The sequence below is a fragment of the Dechloromonas hankyongensis genome, from assembly GCF_022012295.1.
GTDB lineage: Bacteria > Pseudomonadota > Gammaproteobacteria > Burkholderiales > Rhodocyclaceae > Azonexus > Azonexus hankyongensis.
The window spans coordinates 460285-483330 of the sequence record NZ_JAKLTN010000002.1 but is presented as its reverse complement, the minus strand read 5'-3'; the positions used below and the strand labels follow the sequence as shown (position 1 = coordinate 483330).

Genomic DNA, 23046 nt, shown 5'->3' with positions numbered 1-23046 from the left:
GGCAATCAGCCCCGTCTGGCCGCGTCGATCAACTGCCGTGAAATGCTGATCGGCTCCGGCAGCAGCGGTAAGGCGTCGAGTGCGAACCAGTCGGCCGCCTCGATTTCCGTGGGGTCCGGCGTAATGACCCCGCCGGCGTAGTCGGCAAAGAACGCCACCATCAGCGAATTGGGAAACGGCCACGGCTGGCTGGCGAAATAGCGCAGGTTGGCGATCTCGATGCCGACCTCCTCGCGCACTTCGCGAACCGCACACTGCTCCAGCGTCTCGCCCGGCTCGACAAAGCCGGCCAGCGCGCTGAACACCCCCGGCTTGAAACGCGGGCTGCGCGCCAGCAGCAATTTGTCGCCATCGCGCACCAGCACCATGATGGCCGGCGAAATGCGCGGATAGACCAGCAAGCCGCAAGCCGGGCACTGCATGGCGTGCTCGCTCGCCTTTTTTTCAGTCGGCGTGCCGCAGCGACCGCAAAACCGATGCTGCGCCTGCCAGTCGAGCAGTTGTACGGCGCGCCCGGCCAGCGCGAAGGCTTCGCCACCGGCCGCGGCGAACAGGGCGCGCAAGGGCATCGGCTCGGCGCCGCCTACCTCGGGAAAGCAGTCGACATCGGCGGCGTAGCAGGGCCGGCCTTGCCATTCGCCGACCGCGATGGCATCGCTGGGTTGGCCTGAACCCAGATGCGCGCCGGTCACGAACGGCGATGGCGCATCCGTTCCGGCCAGGATCAGCAGACGGTGGTCGCAACGCAGTATCCAGCAAGCGGTTTCAATCATGGAGGGTCTCGAATCGGTTGGCCAGGCCAGCCGGACGTTAGGAACTCCATCTTTATAGCATGCCCATGCGCCGCAACCGGCTCGGGCAGCGCAATCTCCAGCCGGCGCATCAAATGGTTGCCATGCTCGGCCGATCTGCGAAAATTGCGGGATGCCAGCCCTCGCCTTCGTCGACCTCGAAACCACCGGCGCCACCGCCAGCCACGACCGCATCACCGAAATCGGCATCGTCGAAGTCGATGAACACGGTGCCATCCGCGAATGGCAGCAACTGGTCAATCCCGGCACCCAGATTCCCCCGTTCATCGAACAGCTGACCGGCATCACCAACGAGATGGTGGCCGATGCGCCACCGTTCGAAGCCGTTGCCGCCGAAACCTTGCGCCGCCTCGAAGGCCGGCTGTTCATCGCGCACAACGCGCGCTTCGACTACAGCTTCCTGAAAAGCGAATTCAAGCGCCTGGGCATCGATTTCCGGAGCAACGTGACATGCACGGTCAAGCTGTCGCGGGCGCTCTACCCGGAGCACCACCGCCACAATCTCGACAGCCTGATCGAGCGCCACGGCCTGCACGCCGAAGCCCGCCACCGCGCGCTGGCCGACGCGCAACTGATCCACCAGTTCTGGCAGAAAATCCACGTCGACCGCAGCAGCGAAGCGATCGAAGCCGCCCTGCGCAAACAGAACGCCCGCCCTAGCCTGCCGCCGCAGCTCGATGCCGGCTTCATCGACGATCTGCCCGACGGACCGGGCGTTTATCTGTTCTACGGCGAAAACAACCTGCCGATCTATGTCGGCAAGGCCAAGGAAATCCGCAAGCGCGTACTGGCGCATTTCTCCGGCGACCTCCGTTCGGCGAAGGAAATGGCGCTGGTCCAGCAGGTGCGGCGCATCGACTGGATCGTCACCGCCGGTGAAATCGGCGCCCTGCTCACGGAATCGGCTTTGGTCAAGGAACTGCTGCCGACGCAGAACCGCCTGCTGCGCAAGAACGACGAAGTGTGCACCTGGACGCTGGTCGACGAAGGCGAAGGCTGGCTGCGCCCGCAGCTGGTCCTCGCCAACGACCTAGACTTCGGCCTCGCCACCTCGTGTTACGGCCTGTTCAAGAACAGCAAGGAAGCCAACACCGTGCTGCGCCAGTTGGTCGAAAGCCACAACCTGTGCGACATGCTGACCGGCCAGCAGCCGATCAAGCCGGGCAAGCCCTGCTTCGGCCACCAGATCCGGCGCTGCAAGGGCGCCTGCGTCGGCAAGGAACCGCTGGCCAAGCACACCATGCGTCTGATGGCGGCGCTCACCGGCCTCAAACTGGTGTCCTGGCCCTTCCCCGGCCCGGCCATCCTGCGCGAAGACGACGAAGCCCACGTCATCGACGGCTGGCGCTACCTGGGGACGGCGAAATCCGACCAGGACGTCCACCAACTGCTGGATTCCCGCCGGCCGCCCTTCGATCGCGACACTTACAAGATCCTCGCCAAGTATGTGGCCAGGATGAAACCGCTGGCCGCGATCAGCGGCGCATTTGCATAGCGATTCCGGTGCCGCTGCCAGCGTCCTCCACAGCATTGTAAAAATTCCCAACGTCATGGCTGTGGCACACTAATGGGCCCGCGACCACGACGTTTGCCCATGCCCGCCGCCAGCCGACCCCGTATCAACCCTTCCGCCAAACGCATTGCCATCGCCTGTCAGGGGGGCGGCAGCCACACGGCCTTCACGGCCGGTGTTCTGCAATCCCTGCTGCGCGGCATGGCGCCGGATCGCTACCGCATCCACGGACTATCCGGCACTTCGGGCGGCGCCTTGTGTGCGGCACTGGCATGGACCGGGCTGCTCGAAGGCAACCCCGAGTTGGGTGAGGCCTTGCTCGAATCGTTCTGGGGGCGTATGAGCACGACGCAGTTTGCCGATTTCTGGAGCGATCAGTGGCTACTCTTCCAGCAACGCAGCCGATCTTTTTTCGGCCTGCCGGAAGTCAGCCCCTACCTATTGCCCAATACCGGCCAGGATTTCCTGGCCGGCATGTTGAAGGAACACATCCCCTTTGCCCGGCTACAGTCGCTGATTACCGCCCAGTCACCGGTGCTGATGATCGGTGCCGTAGAAGTGCTCTCAGGGGATTTCACTGTCTTCCACTCTCACCCGCGGAAAGGCGAACCGCCGATTTCAGTCGGGGCACTGCTGGCCTCTGCCGCCATACCGGAGATGTTCCGCGCCGTGCACATCGGCGAGGGCGTCTATTGGGACGGCCTGTTTTCACAGAACCCGCCCATCCGCGGCTTCCTGTCCGGCAAGGAAAGCCGGGATGCCAAGCCGGACGAAATCTGGGTCATTCAGATCAATCCGGATCGTCGCGCCAGCGAACCGAAGACTTCGGATGACATCGACGACCGCCGCAACGAATTGGCGGGCAACCTGTCCATGAAACAGGAATTGTTCTTCGTCACCCAGATCAACGACTGGCTCCACAAGAAATGGCTGAGCGCGGCCCACCTCAAGCATGTCGATGTCCGTTTCATTCCTTTGGAACTCGAACTCGACTACGCTTCGAAACTCGACCGTAGCCCGGCCTTCATCCAGAAGCTATTGGCGGACGGCCGCCGTAAGGGCAAAGATTTTCTCGATCAACTGAGCAGGGAGACCGCATGATGTTTTTCCTCCGCCGCAAAACCCTGGCCACCATTGCCGCCACAGCCGCGTTGTCGGCTGCCCTGCCGGCCGTCGCCGAAGAAATCGACTGCGTCACCACGACCTGGAAGCTGCTTGGCGCCAATCACCGCATCTGCGTCTATGCCTACGACGATCCCAAGATTCCCGGCGTGACCTGCCATGTCAGCCAAGCGCGGACCGGGGGCGTGAAGGGCAGTCTCGGGCTGGCCGAAGACCCGTCGCAGTTTTCCATCGCCTGCCGCCAGGTCGGCCCCATCGTATTGCCGGCCAAAATGCCGGATGACGAAGTGGTGTTCAGCGAAGACACCTCGCTGTTCTTCAAGGAAACCAAGATCCACCGCTTCCTCGACCAGAAACGCAACGTCCTGATCTATCTGGCGATCAGCCGCCGGGTCATCGAGGGCGCCCCGGCCAATGCCATTTCGACGGTACCCATCCAGCCGTGGGGCAAGCAGTGAGCGAACGCAGTACGATTGCCGAGGTCGCGCCCTATGTCACCAAGGATGGTTCGGAAATCCGCGAACTGCTGCACCCGCAACACCATGCCGTGCGCAACCAGAGCCTGGCCGAGGCCCGGGTGCCGCCCGGCACGGCCACCCTGCTGCACCGCCATGTCGTAACCGAGGAGATCTACCACGTCACGCAAGGCAGCGGCCTGATGACGCTGGGCGATCAAGTCTTCCCGATCGCCGCCGGCGACAGCATCCTGATTCGGCCCACGGTGCCGCATCGGGTAGAAAATACCGGCACTGCCCCGCTGCATATCCTGTGTTGCTGCGCGCCGGCCTACAGCCACGCCGACACCGAATTGCTCTAGCCCTGCCTGCCGCCGGCAGAACGAGACGTCGAACTACCGTCCCGATACAAACCTTTGGCCATAAGCTTCGCTTAATATTTCCCGACTAACATGGTCGGGAAATATTCCATGTCACCAAAGGACGCGCGATGAAACCCGGATCTCTTGCTCTGCTGCTCACTGTTGCCCTAGCGGCCGCCTCCCCCCTCCTCGCTGCCGACCATCATCACCACGGCCACGCCGCCCAGGAGTCGAGCCCTCTGCAACTCAACGCCGGCAAGAAATGGGCAACCGACGAGGCCCTACGCCAGGGAATGAACAGCATCAACCAGGCGATGGCCAAGGCGCAACCGCAAATCCGCCAAAACAGCTTCAGCGATGATCAATATCGCGAGTTGGCTGCCACGATCGGCAAGAACGTCGGCGACATCGTGGAAAACTGCAAGTTGGAGCCCAAGGCGGATGCCATGCTGCATCTCGTCATTGCCGATCTGCAGGCCGGCGCCGAGATGATGGCCGGCAAAACCCAGGGGGCGCGTCATGAGGGCGCTGATAAGGTGTTCAAATCCCTGAAGGCTTATGGACAATATTTCCAGCATCCGGGCTGGAAGGTGGCCAAAACCTGACCTGGCTCGCCCACTAACGGACGTCGGGCAACAAAAAGGCCGTTCGAGCGAACGGCCTTTTTCGTGGTGCTTGCCGGGCGATCAATTCAACTTTTCAGGGCTGCCGCAGCACTGTTTGAATTTCTTGCCGCTGCCGCAAGGGCACGGGTCGTTGCGGCCGACCTTGTCCTCGTTGCGCTGCACGGTGCTGCCGCCGGCGCGCTTGTTGCGCCAGAAGTTGTACAGGGTCTGCACGATGACCGGCAGGTTTTCCTGGATATCGGCCACCAGACGCGCTTCTTCAGCCGGCGTAAACCAGCGTTCGCCGGTCTTTTCGGCGTCTTCCTTGAGCATGCCGTTGAGCAGGAACATCGGTTCGAGCAGTTCCGACAGGTCGTCGGCGTGCTTGCCGGCCAACTCGTACCAATCGCCGGCCAGGCCGGCGCCGAACACGTAGGAATCGGCCCAGGCTTCGAAATCGTATTCCTCGCAGCTTTCATCGATCGGGTAGAGAATGGGCGAGATCGTTTCATCGGCGAGCAGCGCAGCGGCGATGTCGTTATTCAGGCGCATCAGCAGTTCGACGGTTTCGCCGACCGCCGGATCGTCCGCCTCCATGCCCTCGCCCAGCACTTCGGGTAGCCAGACGTTGGGCTGAATCGGCTCCGGGGCGCTGACCACAGCACAGATAACCGCCTGCGCTTCGTCCAGGCGCATGGCATCGCCCTTGAAAACTTCGTGTTCGAGCAATTCTTCGAGCCGGTCGAGATCGGCATCGGTCAAAGGGTTGGTGTTCATTTGCATTTATCCTCGTCAATCAGTGAATTTTAGCCCAGTTTGGAAGTCTCACTTGCCACCCTATCGGGAAAACAGCATGCCGAAAATCGAAAAAACCGACGCCGAATGGCGCCAGCAACTGGACGAAACGCAATTCCACGTCACCCGCCAGAAAGGCACGGAACGCGCCTTCACCGGCAAGTATTGGGATTGCCACGAGAGCGGCACCTATCACTGCGTTTGTTGCGGTGCGCCGCTATTTCGTTCCGAAACAAAATTCGATTCGGGCTGCGGCTGGCCGAGTTTCCATACCCCAAATGATGAGCAGTTGATCGACGAACACGCCGATCGCAGCTTCGGCATGATCCGTACCGAAGTGACCTGCCACGACTGCGGTGCCCATCTCGGTCACGTTTTCCCCGACGGCCCGGCGCCGACCGGCCTGCGCTACTGCATCAACTCGGCTTCGCTCGACCTGGAGCCGGACGCAGGCTGATCGCCACCGCCCCGGCGCGACTGCATGAAACGGCCCGGCGGCACGCCGAAGGCCCGCTTGAACATGGCCGAGAAGGCCGCCTGGCTGGCATAGCCGAGTTCGGCCGCCACTTCGCCGAGCGGGCGGCCGCGACCGATCATGTCCAGCGCGCCGGCCAGCCGCAGTTGCTGGCGCCAGGCGCCGAAACTCATTTGCAACTCATCGCGGAACAGGCGGGCCAGCGTGCGCTCGCTGGCGCCGACACGGACCGCCCATTCGCCCAACGCCAGCGGCGACGCCGGGTTCTCCATCAGGGCATGGCACAGCGCCTGCAAGCGGCGATCCCGCGGCAGCGGCAGGCCGAGCGACAGGGTCGGCGCGCGTCGCATTTCGGCCAGCAGCAGGCGGATCATCAGGTCGCGTCGTTCGGCGTCGAGAGGCACTTCGCGCCCGACCCGGCTGAGCGCCTCGATCAGGCTGCGCATCAGGTCGGAAACTTCGATTACCGTGCATGCCGCCAGCGGCAAGGGAGCGACTTCCCGTGCCACATAGACAGTGCGCAACTCGACCTGGCCGAGCATCAGAACCTCGTGCTCGATACCCGGCGGAATCCATACCGCCCGGAAGGCCGGCGTCAGCCAACTCATGCCGGCGGCCGAGACGCGGATGGCGCCACGCAGCGGATAGGCTAGTTGCGCCCAGTCATGGCTGTGGAGGGGCACATGCACGTCGGGCGGCGGCTGGCGCAGATTGACCGTCAGCGGCTCGGCGAGGGTCGGCGCCCGGCGCGGGACCGGGTCGTAAGGCAGGGATGTCGGCATCGCGATAATTTTTGTCCGTTTATTGCAATACGGTCAAGGCGGTTTTTCCTACACTGCGCTTTCCCCATCGAGCGCCACCCGCCATGACCACCGCGACCCTGCCCCCCGTCACCCGGAACGATATCGAAACCATCAGCCTGATCGGCTTCGTGCATGGCGTTTCGCACTTCTTCCACCTGCTGCTGCCGCCGCTCTTTCCGTGGCTGATGCCGGAATTTGGGCTGAGCTTCACCGGCATCGGCGTGACGATGACCGTCTTTTTCATTGTCTCGGGCATCGGGCAGGCCATGGCCGGCTTCCTCGTCGACCGCTTCGGCGCGGCCCGCGTGCTCGGCGGCGGCATCAGCTGTTTCGCGCTGGCCGGCCTCGTTCTCCATTTCGCTAACGGCTTCCCCATGCTGGTCATCGCCGCGGCGCTGGCCGGCCTGGGCAACAGCGTCTTCCATCCGGCCGACTTCACCGTCCTCAACCGCCATGTCTCGCAACCCCGGCTCGGCCATGCCTTTTCGGTGCATGGACTGTCCGGCAATCTGGGCTGGGCGGCGGCGCCGATTTTCATGACCGGCATCGCCAGCACGGCCGGTTGGCGAACGGCGGCCCTTGCTGCCAGTCTCGTCGCCCTGCTTTCCATTGCCCTGCTCTTCTGGCGCCGCGAGGCGATCACCGACACGGCGGAACACCACGCCGACAAGGCCAGTGAAGACGCCGGCCCGACCTTCGCCTTCCTGACTTCGCGGGCAGTGTGGCTGTGCTTCCTGTTCTTCCTGCTGATCACCGCCGCCTTCGGCACCATCCAGAATTTCGCCAGCCCCATCCTGCAGGCCATGTACGGCCTGTCGCTGACCACCGCCGCCTTCGCGCTATCCACCTATCTGGTCGGCAGTGCCTGCGGCATCGTGCTCGGCGGCTTCCTTGCCCAGAAAGGCGAGCACGACATGCTGATCGCCGGCGCTCTCGGCCTGGCCGCCCTGCTCGCCGTGCTGCTGGCCAGCGCCGTGCTGCCGGCCGCGCTGATCCTGCCGCTGATGGCCGGCATCGGCTTCTGCACCGGCATCGCCGGCCCGTCGCGCGACCTGCTGGTACGCAAGGCGGCCACCGCCCGCTTCGGCAAGGCCGCTTACGGGCGGGTTTATGGATTCGTCTATTCGGGGCTCGACCTCGGGCTGGCCGTCGCCCCGCTGATTTTTGGCGGCCTGATGGACAGCCGGCGCTTTGGCGAAGTGCTGGTCGGCATCGCCATCCTGCAGACCCTGGCCATCTTCAGCGCACTGCGCGTCGGCAAGACCGTCTAGATGGTGCGGCCAAGCCGGCGCCGGATCAATCGTGCGCCGGGCGCTGGCGAAAATGGTCTTCGGCCATCCCGGCGGCGACCTCCCACAGGGCCGGGGCGCCACCTTCGATCGGCGGCCGGCAGCGGGCCTTGACCTGCTCGAGCGTCACCGCGCACTCGACCCAGGTGCCGCCTTCGGTCGCCGCGTTGTGCAGCATCGGCTGGAAGCGGTCGAGGGCCTTGGCGAATTTCGCGTCGTCGCTTTCGGCGGCCTCGAACTCGAACCACAGTTCGCGGAATTCGGCGGCCTGCGCCTCCGGCAACAGGCCGAACAGGCGCTCGGCGGCCAGCCGTTCGCGCTCGGCCTGCCCGGCATGCGTCGCCGGCACGTGGAAAGGCACATCGCCCGCATCAATTTCAACGATGTCGTGGATCAACAGCATTTTGACGACGCGCAACACGTCGACCGACCCGGCGGCGTGCTCGGCGAGCACCAGCGCGTACATCGCCAGATGCCACGAATGCTCGGCGCTGTTTTCACGGCGCGAGCGGTCGATCAAGGGCGACAGACGCACGACGCTCTTGAGCCGATCGATTTCCCTGAGGAAAGCCAGTTGCCGTTCCAGGTCGGGTGGAATCACGTTGCTTGTCATCCAGATTGATGGAGGGAGCGAGTCTAGCAGAGCGCCGGCGCTTCCCCAGAATCGCCGGCGGCCAGGAGCCAGCTAAGGCCGGGCGCCGGTCAGCAACTTCTGCCGCACCCGGTTGATCAGCCCGCCGGCCTGCAGGCTGGTCAGTTCCTCGGCAGTGATGTCCTGGCGGAGCAGGAAGCGGCCCTGCGTGCTCAGATCGTCGAGGCAGACCGCCTGGCCGGAAGCCAACTGCTTCAGCGGCGCGTCGATGTGAAGAACATCGCCGGGCGCGATGGCGGCAGCGTCCTCATCCCGGGCGAAAAGCAGCGGGATGATGCCGAAATTGATCAGATTCCGGCGATGGATGCGGGCGAAGCTCTTGGCGATGACGCAGCGCACGCCGAGGAAGGCGGGCGCCATGGCGGCATGCTCGCGGCTCGATCCCTGGCCGTAATTGCTGCCGCCGATGACGAAGCCGACGCCTGGCCGGTTGGCGATGGCGCGCTCGTAGAAGTCAGGATCGATGCGCTGGAAGGCATGCTTGCTGATTTCCGGGATATTGCTGCGCAGCGGCAGCACGGCGACACCGGCCGGCAGGATTTCGTCGGTAGAGACGTTATCCCCCATCTTGAGCAGCACCGGCCCTTCCAGGTGCTCGCCGGGTATCGGGAACTCGGGTAGCGGCTTGATGTTGGGGCCGCGCACCAGTTCGACCGCCTCGCCGCCCTGCGTCGGAGCTTGCAGCAGGTTGCGGTTGATGATGATCCGCACCGGCTCCTCGTAACGCGGCACGGGGATGTCGAGGTCGCGCGGATCGGTGATTTCGCCGGTCAGGGCGCTGGCGGTGGCGGTTTCCGGACTGCACAGGTAGACCTGATCCGGCTCGGTGCCCGAACGCCCGGGAAAGTTGCGGGGAACGGTACGCAGGCTGATGCGCCCGGTGGCCGGCGCCTGTCCCATGCCAATGCAGCCGTTGCAGCCGGTCTGGTGCAGACGGGCGCCTGCCTCGACGAGCCGCATCAGCGCACCGGAGGCGATCAGGTTTTCCAGCGTCTGCCGCGACGTGGGATTGACCTCGAAGGAGACGCCCGGCGCGATGCGGCGCCCGGCTAGCATGCGGGCCGGCACTTCGAAATCGCGCAGCCCCGGGTTGGCCGACGAGCCGATGTAGGCCTGATAGAGCGGCCGGCCGGCCACCTGGCGTACCGGGACGACCTTGTCCGGGCTGCTCGGCAAGGCGATGAGGGGTTCCAGGGTCGACAGGTCAATGGCGTCGACTTCGTCGTAGCCGGCGTCGGGCTCGGCGGTGAGCGGAACGAAGTCGGCTGCCCGCCCCTGCTGGGCGAGGAAATGCTGGACCGCCGCATCGGCCGGGAAGACCGAGGCGGTCGCCCCGAGTTCCTGGCCCATGTTGGCGATGACGTGGCGGTCCATGGCCGACAAGCCGGCCAGGCCGGGGCCGTGGTATTCGATGATGCGGCCGACACCGCCCTTGACCGAATGGCGGCGCAGCATTTCGAGAATGACGTCCTTGGCGCTGACCCAGGGCGGCAGGACACCGCTCAGACGGACACCCATGATCGCCGGCATGGTCAAGGCGAAGGGTTCGCCGGCCATGGCCAGGGCCACCTGCAGACCGCCGGCGCCGATGGCGAGCATGCCGAGCGAACCGGCGGCGCAGGTATGGCTGTCCGCCCCGAGCAGGGTTTTGCCCGGGATGCCGAAGGCTTCCATGTGCACCGGATGGCTGACGCCGTTGCCGGCCGGGCTGTACCAGACGCCGAAGCGGCGGCAGGCGCTTTGCAGGAACAGGTGATCGTCGGGATTGCGAAAATCGGCCTCGATCAGGTTGTGGTCCACGTATTGCGCCGACAACTGGGTTTTGACGCGGGTGATGCCCAGCGCCTCGCATTCCAGCATGACTACCGTGCCCGTGGCGTCCTGCGCCAGGGTCTGGTCGATGGCCAGTTCGATCGGCTCGCCGGCCACCATCCGGCCGCTTACCAGATGGCTTTCGATCAGTTTCCGGGCGAGATTTCTTGCCATGTCCAACCTCTCTGCATTGACTGCACTCGCCACGCGACAGGCCGGGGCGACGCCTGGGCATCATTCAGCAAGCCGCATTCCCAGGCAGACCGGGCGTCGGTACGGCGCGCCGACGGGCAATCGCGGGAAGGTATCGCGCCCGCCCGGAAAAACTTACCGGGTCGTGTAGCTTTGTCGCCGCCGAGCGCGGCGGGGGCCAATCCGTCCTCGCTGTATCATGGGCATGCCGTTTGCCGCTAGCCGCATGGCACGATGCGGAGTTTTCGGGATGAAACAAGAGCTGGGCAATCGGCGTAGCGGCAGCAAGGGTGCGGAATCTCTGATGGCGCTGCTGCCCACCCTGACCGTGCCGGCGGGCTTGGCCCTGGTCGAAATATTGAGCCGCCAGCGCTTGCTCTTCGCCTGCCTCGCCCAGGGCTCGGGCAAGAACCTGGTCCTTTTCGGGCTGGCCATTGCCATCATCGCCATCCTCGCTGTGCAGCAGCGGGCGGGGCTGTGGCTGATCAAGCGCTATCCACGGTGAGGTGAGCTTGGCGACCGATATGCCCAGAAATCATGTTTGACCTCGCCGAAGAATGGGCCCGCCATGGGGTCGAATGGCTTCGCCTGTTGGTCGAGGGACTGGGCGCGACGGTCATTTTCATCGGCCTGCTCGTGGCGCTACGCGGGCTGGCCGCCCACTGGCTGGAAAAACGGCGGGACGACTTCAACCCGGTGCGCTTGGCCTTCGCCCGTTATCTGGCCATGGCCCTCGAATTCCAACTAGCCGCCGACATCCTGTCCACGGCGGTTTCGCCTTCCTGGGACCAACTCGGGAAACTGGCCGTGGTGGCGGTGATCCGCACGGCGCTGAACTTCTTCCTGACCCGGGAAATCCGGGACGAACGCGATCAGCCCCAGAGAAAGAGTTGAAGCACCGCTTCCCATCCGCCGAGCCGGTTCAGGTATGCAAGACGACCTTGCGACAGTTGTCCCGCTTCTCGGCAAAAAGCCGATAGCCTTCGGCCGCCTCGGCGAGCGGCAGACGGTGCGTGATGATTTCCTCGGGTTGCAGGCGCCCGGCCGCGACGTGTTCGAGCAGTTCAGGCAGCAGCGCCTGCACATGCGTCTGGCCCGCCTTGATGGTGATGCCCTTCTCGAAGATGTCGCCGAACAGAAAGCCATGGATGAAGCCCGCATAGACCCCGGGCACGCTGAGAGAGCCGCCGCGACGGACGGCGGCGATAGCTTGCCGCAGCGCATAGCCGCTGCTGCCCTCCAGTTTGAGGGTGGCGAGGACGGTTTCCGTCGGGCTGCCCTTGGCCTCGAAGCCGATGGCGTCGATCGCGGCATCGACGCCGCGGTTGTCGGTGTTGGAGACGATGTAGGCGGCGGGGTCGTCGACCCTGTCGAAGTTGATGGGCACCGCGCCGTAGCGTTCCTCGGCGAAGGCCAGCCGGTAATCGTGGTGATCGACCATGAAAATTGTCTCGGCACCGAGCAGGCGCGCGCATGCGGCGGACATCATGCCGACCGGCCCGGCACCGAAGATGGCGACGCTGGAACCCGGACGAATGCCGGCGTTGCGTGCAGCCTGAAAACCGGTCGGCAGGATATCGGTCAGGAACAGGGCCCGTTCGTCGGCGATGCCGTCCGGCACGCGTAGCGGCCCGACATTGGCCTTGGGCACACGGACGTATTCCGCCTGTCCGCCGGGTACGCCGCCATAGAGATGGCTGTAGCCGAACATCGCCGCACCGGGCCGCAGGTCCTTCTTGTTGAGCAGGGCTCCGCGGTCCGGATTGGTCGTTTCGCACGCCGCATGGAGCTGCTCGCGGCAGAAGAAGCAATCGCCGCAGGCAATGACGAAGGGCACGACCACCCGGTCGCCGCGCGCCACCCGCGTGACGGCCGTACCGGTCTCTTCGACGATGCCCATGAATTCGTGGCCCAGGATGTCGCCGCTTTTCACCTGCGGGATCTTGCCGCGGTACAAGTGCAGGTCGGAACCGCAAATCGCGGTGGAAGTCACGCGCAGAACAATATCGTCGTCGGCCTGCAAAACGGGATCGGGCACATTATCGACCCGTACGTCCCGGCTGCCGTGGTAAGTCAGAGCTTTCATCGCCATCTCCACAGAGGAATTTCCTGGCAGAGGAGCAAATGGCGTACCCCGCCCGTGCACATCGGGCCGGAAATCGGCGGAATGGCGAAACCGGGATGCAGTTAGCTGCCGGGCACGCCAACCCAACGACAGCTGGCTGCTATTAACTTTCCGTATTCCTGCACCAGCCTGTCCAGGAATTCGCACAGTCCCCGGTTCATGTCGCCAAAGTCGTGCCGGCGCAGAACCGCCGGCTGTTGAACAAAGCGATGGCCAGCCAGGGACGGCAACTCCTGCTCGGCAGCCTCATTATTGCGTTACAGGCCCCGCGCCCAGGCCGGCCGCAGGTGGGCCGCTTCGGGGGCGGCGATGGCCTGGCGCACCTGTTGCAGCAGGCGTTCCTTGTCTGCGCCGAGCGTGCCCTTGAGGACCAGCCAGTTCGAGGCGTGATCGCTGCGAAAGACCGTGCGCTTCAAGTCCAGGCCAGACAGAAAGCGTTCCATCTCGACGAACAGTTCATGCTGGTCGAGCGGTTCCCAGTCCGGAAAGCCAGCGCGCAGGCGTTGTTCGCCCTGCGGAAAGCTGACCACCAGCGTCGCCAGGTATTCCGGCTGGGTCGCATTGGCCAAACGTGCCGAATTTTCGGCGTGCTGGGCCGACAGCACCTTGCCGCCCAGGCCGTTGAGGATCATCACCGAGCGGGTGATGCCGGCGTTGCCCAGCTTGTCCAGCGCTTCGCAGGTGGTATCGAAGGTTTCGCCCTTGTGAACCGCGGCGAGCACCTGATCGTCGCCCGATTCGGCGCCGACATAGACCATTTTGAGCCCGGCGGCGGCCAGTTCGTCGATTTCCTGCTGGCTTTTCTTGCGCAGGTTGCGCGGCAGGCAGTACGAGGAAATCCGCCGCACGGCCGGCATGTGGGTACGGATCGCTTCGAGGATGGTCAGCAGGCGCCGGGTGGGCAGAACCAGCGCATCGCCGTCGGCGAGAAACACTCGGCGAATCTGGTCGCCGTAGCGTTGCCCGGTGAGGCGGATGCTTTCCAGAACTTCATCCTCGTCGCGCGCCTTGAATTTCTTCTGCGGCGCGGTGTACATCTCGCAGAAGGTGCACTGGTTCCACGAACAACCGTCGGTGACCGGCAGGATCAGCGATTCCGCCTCGCTGGGCGGGCGGAAGACCGGCTCGACGTAGCGGATGGGAATCACGCGCGCTGGGCCTTGGCGACGAAGGCCGGCGGCACGGCGGCAGCCTTGCGGGCCGTGTAGTCGAAGAAGATGATGCCGTGCTTGCCGCGCGCCACTTCGCGGCCGCTGGCCTTGTCGCTCAGGCGCCAGACCAGATCGCAGCCGTACTTGTTGAAATCGTCGGCGGTCATGTCGGCGATCAGCGTTTCGCCGTGGAAGGCTTCCGAGCGGTATTGCGCCGCCACGTCGGCGACGACGATGCCGACGCCTTCGACATCCAGTTCCGAATAGCCCAGGGAACGAAAATAACGGACGCGCGCCTCGGAGATCAGCGAAATGAGCTGGGCATTGTCGAGATGATGGCCGTAGTTGATGTGGCCGATATAGATGGGGATTTCGGTCGAGAAGGTGAAGGATTCGGGCAGGTCGATCTTGATGCGAGGCATGGTTCAAACGCAGGAGTAGAGAAAGGCAGGATTCTATGGCGTGCGGCGTAGAATCGGGAAATCAACGGAGAACGCCATGAAACAGATAGACCACGCCCGCCTCGACCAGGTTGTCCTCGATGCCCGCAAGGCTGCCGACGCGCGCGCCGAGGGCTACCGGGAAAAGGCGCTCAAGCTCTACCCGTGGATCTGCGGTCGTTGCGCCCGGGAATTCACCCACGCCAACCTGCGCGAACTGACTGTCCATCACCGCGACCACAACCACGACAACAATCCGTCCGACGGCAGCAACTGGGAACTGTTGTGCCTCTACTGCCACGACAACGAGCACCAGAAGCAGATCGAGGCCGACCGCGGCCATACCGATGCCCGCACCGGCCGGGGCGGTGGCGCAACGCACAACCCGTTTGCCACGCTGCAATCGCTGCTCAAGGACAAAAAATAAGCACGCCATGGCCGACCAGCACCGCCTGACCGTCGTCACCAAGGGCCGCGGTTCCATCGACATCACCGACGAGGTCGCACGCCTGGTCCGCAATGCGCCCGCCGGCAGCGGCATCGCCCACGTCTTCGTGCGCCACACCAGCTGCGGCCTGGCAATTACCGAGAATGCCGATGCCGACGTACGCCGCGATCTGGAAACCCTGATGCAGCGCTGGGCGCCGGACGGCGACCCGGCCTATCGCCACGATATGGAAGGCGACGACGACATGGCCGCCCATGCACGCTCCCTGCTCACCGGCGTGTCGATCAGCGTACCGTTCGCCGAGGGCCGGCTGCTGCTCGGCACCTGGCAGGGCATCTACCTGTTCGAGCACCGCACGCAAGGGCAGCAGCGCGAGATCGTGGTGACCCTGCTCGGCTAACGGTCAGCTACTACCCTGCCGCCCCAACGGTTCGGGCCGGTAGTTCGACTTGCAGCAGCGCCCCGCCCAGCTTTTCCGAGGTGCCGATATGCAGTTCGCCATGATGCTGGCGGGCGATTTCGCGCACGATAGCCAGGCCGAGGCCACAACCATCGCCGATCTGGCCGGCCGGCCGATAGAAGCGCTCGCCAACGCGCTGCCGTTCGTTTTCCGGGATACCCGGCCCGCTGTCCTCAACCCCCAGCCAGGCCTTGCCGTCCGCCGACCGGCAATGCACGGTGACGATGCCGCCAACCGGCGTATGGCGCAGCGCGTTGTCGAGCAGATTGGCCAGCAGTTCCTGGAGCAGGACTTCGTTGCCGACGACCAGCGCCGGGCTCAGCTCGAAACCGAGGTCGATATCCTTGCCGATCGCTTTCGGCAGCCAGCTTTCGGCCACGTTGCGGACCAGATCGACCAGCGACACCACCGTGGAAGTCTGCGCCAGGCTGGGCTCGGCGCGGGCCAAGGCGAGCAACTGTTCTACCAGGTGCCCGAGCCGCCCGGCAGCGGCATGGATGCCGCGCAAGGCGCCATTTTCGGAGCGCCCGGCCTCGTGCTGGGCCGCCTCGACTTGGGCAAGCAGCGCGGCAATCGGCGTGCGCAGTTGGTGCGCCGCGTCGGAAACGAAATTACGCTGGCTGGACAAAGCCTGCTCCAGACGGCGCAACAGGCCGTTGATTTCGGTGACCACCGGCTGCATTTCCTCCGGCACGTCGGCGGTAACCGGCCGCAGGTCGGCCTGTGAACGGTCGGCCAGTTCACCCCGCAGGTAGTCGAGCGGCCGCAAGCCGGAACGGACGCCGAACCAGATTACGCTTCCCGCCACGACGACCAGTAGAATCTCCGGGAGCATCATGCCGAGCAGGATGTCGCGCACCAGTTCCTGCCGCTTGACCAGCGTCTCGCCGGCTATGACCGTCACGCTCTGCTCGCCCAGGCGACGTTGATAGGCAGCGAGGCGAACCGGCACGTTGTCGAGCACCCCGTCGTAATACCAGCGCCCTTCGTCCCCGAGCTGAAGCCAGGTCTCGTATTGCGGGGTCGGCAATTCGGGATTGCCGTCGAGCAATTCGCCGCCGGTACTGTGCACGGCGTAAAAGATGCGGTCGAACTTGTCGGTCAGCAAAACGGCCCTCGCCTGCTGCGACAGCGGCAGCTGCAGCTTGCCGTCGACCACCCGCAACTGCTCGGCGATGGTGAAGGCGGTATCGAGCAGACCGCGGTCGTAAGCCTTGGTCGCCGCGCGCAGGGCTACCACGTAAGCGGCCAGCGCACCCAGCAGCAGCAATGCCAACATCGCCGGCAACAGCCGGTTTATCAGCATCAAGCGCAGGCTGGTGGTATTAGGCGCCGGCATCGTCCGGCTTTTCGAGGTAGTAGCCCAGGCCGCGCACAGTGCGGATAGTGATCCCAGCCACCTCGATCTTGCTGCGCAAGCGCGACATCAGCTTTTCGATGGCATTGGGCGAAATATCGTCCTGCCAGCTGTACAGCGCCTGCATCAGCTGCTCCTTGCTGACGATGCGATTGACCCGCGTAGCGAGGAATTCCATCGCCGCCCATTCCCGGGCATTCAAATCGAGCGCCGTGTCGTCCAGCCAGGCCCGCTTGCCCACCGTATCGAGACGCAGGCGACCGAGCATGACATCGGGCACCGCCCCGCCGCCCTGGCCGCGCCGGATCAGGGCGCGAACCCGCGCTTCCAGCTCGTCGAGGCTGACCGGCTTGACGACGTAGTCGTCGGCGCCGAGATCGAGCAGGCGCACCCGCTCCTCGACCGCCAGGCGGGCCGACAGCACGAGCACCGGCGTCTGCTGGCGACGAGCCCGCAAGCGTTGCAGCACTTCGCTGCCGTCCAGCCCGGGCAGGCCGAGGTCGAGTATGGCCAGGTCGTAGCTTTCGTCGGCCAGCAAGCCGTCGGCCGTCCGCCCGTCGGCAGCCAGGTCCACGATATAGCCGGCATGGCGCAGGGTACGCGCCAGGCCATCGGCCAGCAGGGCATCATCTTCTATGAGCAGGATACGCATCGGTCGGTCAGAAATCGGTCAGGCAAGCTCCATACGATAGCACGCCGACTTTTGGTTTGACTCGATGCGACGCCACCTGATTCTCCTGTTATCCCTGCCTGGCCTGGCTTTCGCAGGAACAGGCGCCTCATTGACGCTGCACGAAGCCGAAGCGCTGTGGCGCGAGCACAGCCGTGAACTCAAACTGGCCGAAACCGCTGTTGCCGGAGCCAGTGCCGACGTCCGCACCGCCGGCCAGCGGCCGAATCCCGACCTGACCATCAATGCCCTGTCGATCAGCCCGCAATCCGGCTTTGGCGGCGGATCGCTCAAAGAAAAGAAGATGGACACCCAGTTCCGCCTCGACCAGCTGGTCGAACGCGGCGGCAAGCGCGACCTGCGCATCAAGGGCGCCGAAGCCCGCGTCGATGCAGCCAAATTCGACCGCGACGACACGGCCCGCCAGCAACTGGGCGACCTGCGCCAAGCCTATTACAACCTCCGCCTGGCCCAGGAAAAGCTGGCGCTGGCCCGCGAATCGGCGGCGCTCTACGAAAAGAGCACCACCGCCGGCCGCCTGCGCCTGAAAGCCGGCGATCTGGCGCCGGTCGACGTGTCCCGCCTGCAGATCGACCAGGCGCGCGCCGAAGCCGATGCCCGCCAGGCCCAGGCCGATCTCGCGGTGGCGCAGCAGATGCTGGCCTACCTGATCGGCCGCGATAACGAAGCCGAGCAGCTCGTCGCCGCCGACAACTGGCCGCAACTGGAAGCGATTGCCCTCAACGCCGCCCCGCTCGACCAGCGCCCCGACCTCGCCGCCGCCCAGAAACGCATGGCCGCCGCCGAAGCCGACCGCGACCTGGCCCGCGCCAAGCGCAACCGCGATGTCACGGTCGGCGTGCAATACGAACGCAACCTGCAGAATGCGCCGACCAACAGCTACGGCATCGGCGTCAGTGTGCCGCTCTTCGTCTGGCACGAATACGAAGGCGAAATCGGCCGCGCCGAAGCCGACTACAACGCGTCCCGCCTGCAATACGACCAACAGCAGGCGTTGGCCATCGGCCAGGTCGCCCAGGCGCGCAACGCCCTGCTCGCCTCGCGCGATCGCATGCAGCGCCTCGAAGGTGGCCTGCTGGCCGACGCCGAGCGTGTCGCCAAGGCGGCCGAACTCGCCTACGGCAAGGGCGCCATGGGCCTGATGGACTTGCTCGACGCCCGCCGCACCCTGCGCCAGATCCAGATCGAAGCCGCCAGCGCGCGAGCCGATTACGCCAAAGCATTGTCCGACTGGCAGGTCCAGGCGGAATTCCGGAAAAACCCATGAAGCTGAACCCTCTTCTGCTCACCCTGTTGCTGGCGCTGGCTGGCTGTTCCGCCGAACCCGAGCCGCCCAAGGCCGCCGCCATCAAGGTTGACGGCAACGTCGCCGTCCTCGCCGAGCCGGACAAGGCGACCTTCCTGAAGCTCGCCACCGTCGAAAAGGACAAGGGCGGCACGCTGCGCCTGCCCGGCCGCCTGGTGTGGAACGAGGAAAAGACGGTGCGCGTCTTCCCGCAGGTCGGCGGCCGCGTGCAAAGCATCGCCGTCGATGTCGGCGCCCCGGTCAAAATCGGCCAGTCCCTGGCCGTGCTGAGCTCCCCCGACTACGGCCAGGCTTTGGCCGATGCCCGCAAGGCGCGCGCCGATGCACAGGTCGCTACACAGGCTCTGGAGCGCCACCGCGTGCTGCGCGAAGCCGGCGTGGTTGCCGAAAAGGACTGGCAACAGGCCGAAGCCGCCGCTATCGCCGCAAAGGCCGAAGCCGAACGGGCCAGCCGCCGCGTTGCCGGCCTGGGTGGCGAAGGCGACGGCACCTATGCCCTGCGCAGCCCGCTAGCCGGCGTCGTGGTCGAGCGCAATCTCAATCCGGGCCAGGAATTCCGCCCCGATCAGTCCGGCTCACCACTCTTCGTCGTCACCGATCCGGCCAGCCTGTGGATCCAGGTCGATGCCGGCGAAGCCGACCTGGCCAAGCTGAAGAAAGGCGAGCCGCTGCTGATCGAATCGAAGCAGTACCCGGGCGAACGCTTCAAGGGTGTCATTCGCAACGTCGCCGATTTCGTCGATCCCAGCACGCGGACCATCAAGGTTCGCGGCGAAGTGCCGAATACTGACCGCCGCCTGAAGGGCGAAATGTTCGTCAATGCCCTGGTCGAACTGGAGCCGACCGCGGCATTGCGCGTCCCGGCCGCCGCCGTCTTCCTGTACGGCAAGCAGCGCTACGTCTTTGTCGAGGAGGCACAGGGCCGTTATCGCCGCCAGGCGGTCGAGGCCGGCGCCGAGCGCGACGGCCTGATCGACCTCACTGCCGGCGTCAAGGAAGGCGACAAGGTGGTCGTCGAAGGCAGCCTGCACCTGCTCAAGTATTTCAAGCCCGAAGCCAAACCGGATACCGCTGAAAAACAGGCGGCCAAATGATCAAGCGCATCGTTCATTTCGCGCTCAATCAGCCGCTGTTCATCATTCTCGGGCTGGTGCTGTTCATCGGCATTGGCACCGCCTCCTTCCGTTCCCTGCCGATCGAGGCCTTCCCGGATGTGACCGACACCCAGGTCACCGTCATCTCGCTCTACCCCGGCCGCGCCCCGGAAGAAGTCGAGAAGCAGGTCACCATTCCGCTCGAAATCGCCCTTTCCGGCGTGCCGAACTCCATCCGCATGTTCTCGCACACGCAGTTCGGCCTGTCCTTCATCGTCGTCACCTTCGACGAAAAGCCCAGCCTGTTCATGGCCCGGCAACTGGTCCAGGAACGCCTGCGCGGTCTCGACCTGCCGCCCGGCGTCGAACCGGAACTGGCACCGCCGGCCACCGCCACCGGCGAAATCTTCCGTTACCGCCTGGACGCTCCCGGCCTGAAGCCCAGCGAGATCCGCGCCATCCAGGACTGGACGGTGGTCCGCCAGATCAAGCAGGTTTCCGGCATCGCCGACGTGGTGTCGCTCGGCGGGCCGATCCGCCAGTACGAGGTGCGCCCCAACCTGCCCAAGCTGCGCGATTACAAGATCACCCTCGGCCAGCTGTTCAACGCCCTGCAGCGGGCCAACGCCAACGCCGGCGGGGGCTCCGTCGCCCAGGGCCGCCAGCAGTTCCTGATCCGCTCGCTCGGCCTCCTCCGGTCGTCGGCCGATATCGGCCAGGTGGTCGTCGCCGAGAACAACGGCACGCCCATCCTGGTCCGCGACATCGCCGAGGTGGTCGAATCGCGCGTACCGGAACAGGGCATCGTCGGCATCAGCGATGCCAACGGCGACCAGGACGACGTGGTGTCCGGCATCGTGCTGCTGCGCAAGGATGAAAACCCGTCCATGGTCCTCGACGCGCTGAAGGCCAAGGTCGATGCACTGAACAACGGCGGCCTGCCGCATGGCGTGCAGATCGTGCCCTTCTACGACCGCTCGTGGCTGATCAGCAAGACGCTGAAAACCGTCTTCATGAACCTGCTCGAAGGGGCCGTGCTGGTCACGCTGGTGCTCTACATGTTCCTCGCCGATCTGCGCGCCGCCGGCATCGTCGCCTCGATCATCCCGCTGGCCCTGCTCGGCACCTTCACCGGGCTGTCGCTGGTCGGCATCCCGGCCAACCTGCTGTCGCTGGGGGCGATGGACTTCGGCATCATCGTCGATGGCGCGGTGATCGTCATCGAGAACATTTTCCGGCGCCTCGGCGAAGCCAAGCGCGACGACGACCACCGGCCGCATACGCGGACAATCCAGGAGGCCGTGGTCGAAATCGGCCGGCCGACGGTGTTCTCGATGATCATCATCATCGTCGCCCACCTGCCCATCTTCACCATGCAGCGCCACGAAGGGAAAATCTTCGCGCCCATGGCCTACTCGGTGGTCGCCGCGCTGATCACTTCGCTGATCCTGTCGTTGACGCTGGTCCCCTTCCTGTCCAAGATCGCCTTCAGGAAGCATGTGCCGCACGAAGAAACCAAGCTGATGCACTGGTTCATGAACCGCTACGAACCAGCGCTCAAATGGGTGCTCGCCCACGCCAAGCGCGTGCTCGCCGTCGCCGTGGCGGCGCTGGCCATCACCGCCGCGCTGGTGCCGCAGCTGGGCACCGAGTTCCTGCCCGAACTGAACGAGGGCTCGATCTGGATCAACATCACGCTGCCGACCTCGGTGTCCATCGACGAGGCGAAAGGCGAACTGCGCAAGCTGCGCCGCATCATCGCCGACTTCCCCGAGGTCAACGCAGTGATTTCCAAGGGGGGCCGTCCGGAGGATGGCACCGACCCGAAAAACATCAACATGACTGAGATGCTGGTCGACTTGAAACCCGACAGCCAATGGCGCAAGGGCATGACCAAGGATCAACTGGTGCGCGAGATGGAGGACAAGCTGAACGACATGCCGGGCATCGAGCCGACCTTCAGCCAGCCGGTGCGCGACCAGATTCTCGAATCGATTTCGCAGATCGACGGCCAGATCGTCATCAAGCTGTTCGGCGACGATACCGCCACCTTGAAGCTGCACGCCAACCAGCTGCTCGACAAGATCGGCAACGTGCCGGGCGTCGTCCGCGCCTTCATCGACCGCGACGGCGACCTGCCGCAATACCGGCTGGAGATCGACCGCGCCGCCGCCGCCCGCTACGGCCTGAACGTCATGGACGTGCAGGATGTGGTCGAAACGGCGCTGGCCGGCAAGGCGGCGACCGAACTGTGGGAAGGCGACCGTCATTTCAGCGTCGTCGTCCGCCTGGCCGAGCCGTCGCGCCAGCTCGACAAGCTGAAGGAAGTGCTGGTACCGACGCCGAACGGCGCGCAGGTGCCGCTGTCCGCCCTGGTCGATTTCAAGATGGCGAGCGGCGCCATGAACATCGCCCGGGAATCCGGCCAGCGCGTCGTCGCCATCGGCGTCTTCATACGCGACCGCGACATGGGCAGCGTCGTCGCCGACATGCAGAACCACGCAAAGGACATCAAGCTGCCGGAAGGCTACTCGATCACCTGGTCCGGCGAGTTCGAGAACCAGGAACGCGCCATGAAGCGCCTGATGCTGGTCGTGCCGCTGTCCATCCTGATGATCTTCCTGCTGCTGTTCGATGCCTTCGAGTCGTTCAAGGACGCGCTGATCATCATCTGCAACATCCCCTTCGCGCTGATCGGCGGCATTTTCGCCCTGCTCATTTCGGGCATACCGCTGTCGGTGTCGGCCGCCATTGGCTTCATCGCGCTGTTCGGGCAGGCGGTGCTCAACGGCGTGGTGATGGTCAGCTACATCAACCAGTTGAAGCAGCAGAAGCTCGACGACTACCAGGCGGTCTTCCAGGGCGCCCTGTCGCGCCTGCGCACGGTGCTGATGACCGCCCTGCTCGCCATGCTCGGCCTGCTGCCGATGGCGCTGTCGCACGGTATCGGCTCGGAAACCCAGCGTCCGCTGGCGCTGGTCGTCATCGGCGGCCTGATCTCGGCCACGGTGCTGACGCTGTTCGTGCTGCCCGCCCTCTACTACTACGTCGCCACCCATCCGCGGCTGGCCCGCGCCCTGCACTGAC

General features: G+C 64.9%; 24 protein-coding genes. 14 read left to right on the top strand and 10 right to left on the bottom strand.

Going from position 1 to position 23046, the window contains the following annotated elements:
• Positions 1-5: 5 nt before the first annotated feature.
• Positions 6-773, bottom strand: coding sequence for an NAD(+) diphosphatase (gene nudC / locus LZ012_RS10815; RefSeq protein ID WP_275710628.1), 768 nt, complete (start codon positions 771-773; stop codon positions 6-8).
• Between the two features lie 151 nt (positions 774-924).
• Here nudC and LZ012_RS10810 point away from each other — a divergent pair, with 151 nt between their 5' ends.
• The 5 genes from LZ012_RS10810 to LZ012_RS10790 all read left to right on the top strand — a co-directional run bounded on the left by LZ012_RS10810 (position 925) and on the right by LZ012_RS10790 (position 4869).
• Positions 925-2307 carry a 3'-5' exonuclease family protein gene (locus LZ012_RS10810; protein ID WP_275710626.1) on the top strand — a complete coding sequence of 461 codons (1383 nt, stop codon included), beginning with the start codon at positions 925-927 and terminating at the stop codon, positions 2305-2307.
• A gap of 99 nt (positions 2308-2406) precedes the next feature.
• Complete coding sequence (locus LZ012_RS10805) at positions 2407-3426, top strand: patatin-like phospholipase family protein (protein ID WP_275710624.1); 1020 nt, start codon at positions 2407-2409, stop codon at positions 3424-3426.
• Entirely contained in the window at positions 3423-3905 is a 483-nt protein-coding gene (locus LZ012_RS10800) for a CreA family protein (protein ID WP_275710622.1), read from the top strand. Before LZ012_RS10805 ends, LZ012_RS10800 begins: the two co-directional genes overlap by 4 nt.
• On the top strand, positions 3902-4264 hold the full coding sequence (locus tag LZ012_RS10795; protein WP_275710621.1) for a cupin domain-containing protein: 363 nt from the start codon (positions 3902-3904) through the stop codon (positions 4262-4264). Before LZ012_RS10800 ends, LZ012_RS10795 begins: the two co-directional genes overlap by 4 nt.
• Before the next feature lie 128 nt (positions 4265-4392).
• Positions 4393-4869, top strand: coding sequence for a hypothetical protein (locus tag LZ012_RS10790; RefSeq protein WP_275710619.1), 477 nt, complete (start codon positions 4393-4395; stop codon positions 4867-4869).
• Between the two features lie 81 nt (positions 4870-4950).
• Here the strand turns inward: LZ012_RS10790 and LZ012_RS10785 are convergent, their stop codons facing one another.
• Positions 4951-5646, bottom strand: a complete 696-nt coding sequence (locus LZ012_RS10785; RefSeq protein ID WP_275710617.1) for a UPF0149 family protein — start codon at positions 5644-5646, stop codon at positions 4951-4953.
• 76 nt (positions 5647-5722) lie between these two features.
• Here LZ012_RS10785 and msrB point away from each other — a divergent pair, with 76 nt between their 5' ends.
• Positions 5723-6121, top strand: coding sequence for a peptide-methionine (R)-S-oxide reductase MsrB (gene msrB / locus LZ012_RS10780; protein ID WP_275710615.1), 399 nt, complete (start codon positions 5723-5725; stop codon positions 6119-6121).
• Here msrB and LZ012_RS10775 read toward each other — a convergent pair.
• Positions 6073-6921 carry an AraC family transcriptional regulator gene (locus LZ012_RS10775; RefSeq protein WP_275710613.1) on the bottom strand — a complete coding sequence of 283 codons (849 nt, stop codon included), beginning with the start codon at positions 6919-6921 and terminating at the stop codon, positions 6073-6075. The genes msrB and LZ012_RS10775 overlap by 49 nt on opposite strands.
• An 83-nt stretch (positions 6922-7004) precedes the next feature.
• Here LZ012_RS10775 and LZ012_RS10770 point away from each other — a divergent pair, with 83 nt between their 5' ends.
• Entirely contained in the window at positions 7005-8213 is a 1209-nt protein-coding gene (locus LZ012_RS10770; protein WP_275710611.1) for an MFS transporter, read from the top strand.
• 25 nt (positions 8214-8238) lie between these two features.
• Here LZ012_RS10770 and LZ012_RS10765 read toward each other — a convergent pair whose 3' ends face one another.
• Positions 8239-8832, bottom strand: a complete 594-nt coding sequence (locus tag LZ012_RS10765) for an HD domain-containing protein (RefSeq protein ID WP_275710609.1) — start codon at positions 8830-8832, stop codon at positions 8239-8241.
• Between the two features lie 84 nt (positions 8833-8916).
• Positions 8917-10869: an aconitate hydratase gene (locus LZ012_RS10760; protein WP_275710607.1), complete on the bottom strand. Its 1953-nt coding sequence runs from the start codon at positions 10867-10869 to the stop codon at positions 8917-8919.
• Between the two features lie 268 nt (positions 10870-11137).
• Here LZ012_RS10760 and LZ012_RS10755 point away from each other — a divergent pair, with 268 nt between their 5' ends.
• A complete protein-coding gene (locus LZ012_RS10755) occupies positions 11138-11392 on the top strand; it encodes a hypothetical protein (RefSeq protein WP_275710605.1) in 255 nt (84 codons plus the stop codon).
• Positions 11393-11424: 32 nt separating this feature from the next.
• Entirely contained in the window at positions 11425-11781 is a 357-nt protein-coding gene (locus tag LZ012_RS10750; protein WP_275710603.1) for a DUF1622 domain-containing protein, read from the top strand.
• A 28-nt stretch (positions 11782-11809) separates the two neighbouring features.
• Here LZ012_RS10750 and LZ012_RS10745 read toward each other — a convergent pair whose 3' ends face one another.
• From LZ012_RS10745 to LZ012_RS10735, 3 genes are all read right to left on the bottom strand, one after another.
• The gene (locus LZ012_RS10745) at positions 11810-12973 is read right to left on the bottom strand and encodes a zinc-dependent alcohol dehydrogenase (RefSeq protein WP_275710601.1); all 1164 of its coding nucleotides are present in this window, start codon (positions 12971-12973) and stop codon (positions 11810-11812) included.
• A 296-nt stretch (positions 12974-13269) separates the two neighbouring features.
• Positions 13270-14160, bottom strand: a complete 891-nt coding sequence (locus tag LZ012_RS10740; RefSeq protein WP_275710599.1) for a radical SAM protein — start codon at positions 14158-14160, stop codon at positions 13270-13272.
• Positions 14157-14585: an acyl-CoA thioesterase gene (locus LZ012_RS10735; protein ID WP_275710597.1), complete on the bottom strand. Its 429-nt coding sequence runs from the start codon at positions 14583-14585 to the stop codon at positions 14157-14159. The genes LZ012_RS10740 and LZ012_RS10735 overlap by 4 nt, the downstream gene beginning before the upstream one ends.
• Positions 14586-14661: 76 nt before the next feature.
• Here LZ012_RS10735 and LZ012_RS10730 point away from each other — a divergent pair, with 76 nt between their 5' ends.
• Together LZ012_RS10730 and LZ012_RS10725 are read left to right on the top strand one after the other, a co-directional pair.
• Positions 14662-15030, top strand: coding sequence for a YajD family HNH nuclease (locus tag LZ012_RS10730; protein WP_275710595.1), 369 nt, complete (start codon positions 14662-14664; stop codon positions 15028-15030).
• A 7-nt stretch (positions 15031-15037) separates the two neighbouring features.
• Entirely contained in the window at positions 15038-15451 is a 414-nt protein-coding gene (locus LZ012_RS10725) for a secondary thiamine-phosphate synthase enzyme YjbQ (RefSeq protein WP_275710593.1), read from the top strand.
• A gap of 10 nt (positions 15452-15461) precedes the next feature.
• Here the strand turns inward: LZ012_RS10725 and LZ012_RS10720 are convergent, their stop codons facing one another.
• Positions 15462-16850: a sensor histidine kinase gene (locus LZ012_RS10720; protein ID WP_275710590.1), complete on the bottom strand. Its 1389-nt coding sequence runs from the start codon at positions 16848-16850 to the stop codon at positions 15462-15464.
• Positions 16837-17520, bottom strand: coding sequence for a response regulator (locus LZ012_RS10715; protein ID WP_275710588.1), 684 nt, complete (start codon positions 17518-17520; stop codon positions 16837-16839). Before LZ012_RS10715 ends, LZ012_RS10720 begins: the two co-directional genes overlap by 14 nt.
• 130 nt (positions 17521-17650) lie before the next feature.
• Here LZ012_RS10715 and LZ012_RS10710 point away from each other — a divergent pair, with 130 nt between their 5' ends.
• The 3 genes from LZ012_RS10710 to LZ012_RS10700 are packed head-to-tail and all read left to right on the top strand — an operon-like array spanning position 17651 to position 23045.
• Complete coding sequence (locus tag LZ012_RS10710; protein WP_275710585.1) at positions 17651-18826, top strand: TolC family protein; 1176 nt, start codon at positions 17651-17653, stop codon at positions 18824-18826.
• Positions 18823-19959, top strand: coding sequence for an efflux RND transporter periplasmic adaptor subunit (locus tag LZ012_RS10705; protein ID WP_275710583.1), 1137 nt, complete (start codon positions 18823-18825; stop codon positions 19957-19959). Before LZ012_RS10710 ends, LZ012_RS10705 begins: the two co-directional genes overlap by 4 nt.
• Positions 19956-23045 carry an efflux RND transporter permease subunit gene (locus LZ012_RS10700; protein WP_275710581.1) on the top strand — a complete coding sequence of 1030 codons (3090 nt, stop codon included), beginning with the start codon at positions 19956-19958 and terminating at the stop codon, positions 23043-23045. The genes LZ012_RS10705 and LZ012_RS10700 overlap by 4 nt, the downstream gene beginning before the upstream one ends.
• Position 23046: the final 1 nt, after the last annotated feature.

What these genes read in the sequence shown, in the direction of transcription:
- nudC (WP_275710628.1), bottom strand. Translation starts at nt 773, where the DNA reads ATGATTGAAACCGCTTGCTGGATACTGCGTTGCGACCACCGTCTGCTG.
- LZ012_RS10810 (WP_275710626.1), top strand. Translation starts at nt 925, where the DNA reads ATGCCAGCCCTCGCCTTCGTCGACCTCGAAACCACCGGCGCCACCGCC.
- LZ012_RS10805 (WP_275710624.1), top strand. Translation starts at nt 2,407, where the DNA reads ATGCCCGCCGCCAGCCGACCCCGTATCAACCCTTCCGCCAAACGCATT.
- LZ012_RS10800 (WP_275710622.1), top strand. Translation starts at nt 3,423, where the DNA reads ATGATGTTTTTCCTCCGCCGCAAAACCCTGGCCACCATTGCCGCCACA.
- LZ012_RS10790 (WP_275710619.1), top strand. Translation starts at nt 4,393, where the DNA reads ATGAAACCCGGATCTCTTGCTCTGCTGCTCACTGTTGCCCTAGCGGCC.
- LZ012_RS10785 (WP_275710617.1), bottom strand. Translation starts at nt 5,646, where the DNA reads ATGAACACCAACCCTTTGACCGATGCCGATCTCGACCGGCTCGAAGAA.
- msrB (WP_275710615.1), top strand. Translation starts at nt 5,723, where the DNA reads ATGCCGAAAATCGAAAAAACCGACGCCGAATGGCGCCAGCAACTGGAC.
- LZ012_RS10775 (WP_275710613.1), bottom strand. Translation starts at nt 6,921, where the DNA reads ATGCCGACATCCCTGCCTTACGACCCGGTCCCGCGCCGGGCGCCGACC.
- LZ012_RS10770 (WP_275710611.1), top strand. Translation starts at nt 7,005, where the DNA reads ATGACCACCGCGACCCTGCCCCCCGTCACCCGGAACGATATCGAAACC.
- LZ012_RS10760 (WP_275710607.1), bottom strand. Translation starts at nt 10,869, where the DNA reads ATGGCAAGAAATCTCGCCCGGAAACTGATCGAAAGCCATCTGGTAAGC.
- LZ012_RS10755 (WP_275710605.1), top strand. Translation starts at nt 11,138, where the DNA reads ATGAAACAAGAGCTGGGCAATCGGCGTAGCGGCAGCAAGGGTGCGGAA.
- LZ012_RS10750 (WP_275710603.1), top strand. Translation starts at nt 11,425, where the DNA reads ATGTTTGACCTCGCCGAAGAATGGGCCCGCCATGGGGTCGAATGGCTT.
- LZ012_RS10745 (WP_275710601.1), bottom strand. Translation starts at nt 12,973, where the DNA reads ATGAAAGCTCTGACTTACCACGGCAGCCGGGACGTACGGGTCGATAAT.
- LZ012_RS10735 (WP_275710597.1), bottom strand. Translation starts at nt 14,585, where the DNA reads ATGCCTCGCATCAAGATCGACCTGCCCGAATCCTTCACCTTCTCGACC.
- LZ012_RS10730 (WP_275710595.1), top strand. Translation starts at nt 14,662, where the DNA reads ATGAAACAGATAGACCACGCCCGCCTCGACCAGGTTGTCCTCGATGCC.
- LZ012_RS10725 (WP_275710593.1), top strand. Translation starts at nt 15,038, where the DNA reads ATGGCCGACCAGCACCGCCTGACCGTCGTCACCAAGGGCCGCGGTTCC.
- LZ012_RS10720 (WP_275710590.1), bottom strand. Translation starts at nt 16,850, where the DNA reads ATGCCGGCGCCTAATACCACCAGCCTGCGCTTGATGCTGATAAACCGG.
- LZ012_RS10715 (WP_275710588.1), bottom strand. Translation starts at nt 17,520, where the DNA reads ATGCGTATCCTGCTCATAGAAGATGATGCCCTGCTGGCCGATGGCCTG.
- LZ012_RS10705 (WP_275710583.1), top strand. Translation starts at nt 18,823, where the DNA reads ATGAAGCTGAACCCTCTTCTGCTCACCCTGTTGCTGGCGCTGGCTGGC.
- LZ012_RS10700 (WP_275710581.1), top strand. Translation starts at nt 19,956, where the DNA reads ATGATCAAGCGCATCGTTCATTTCGCGCTCAATCAGCCGCTGTTCATC.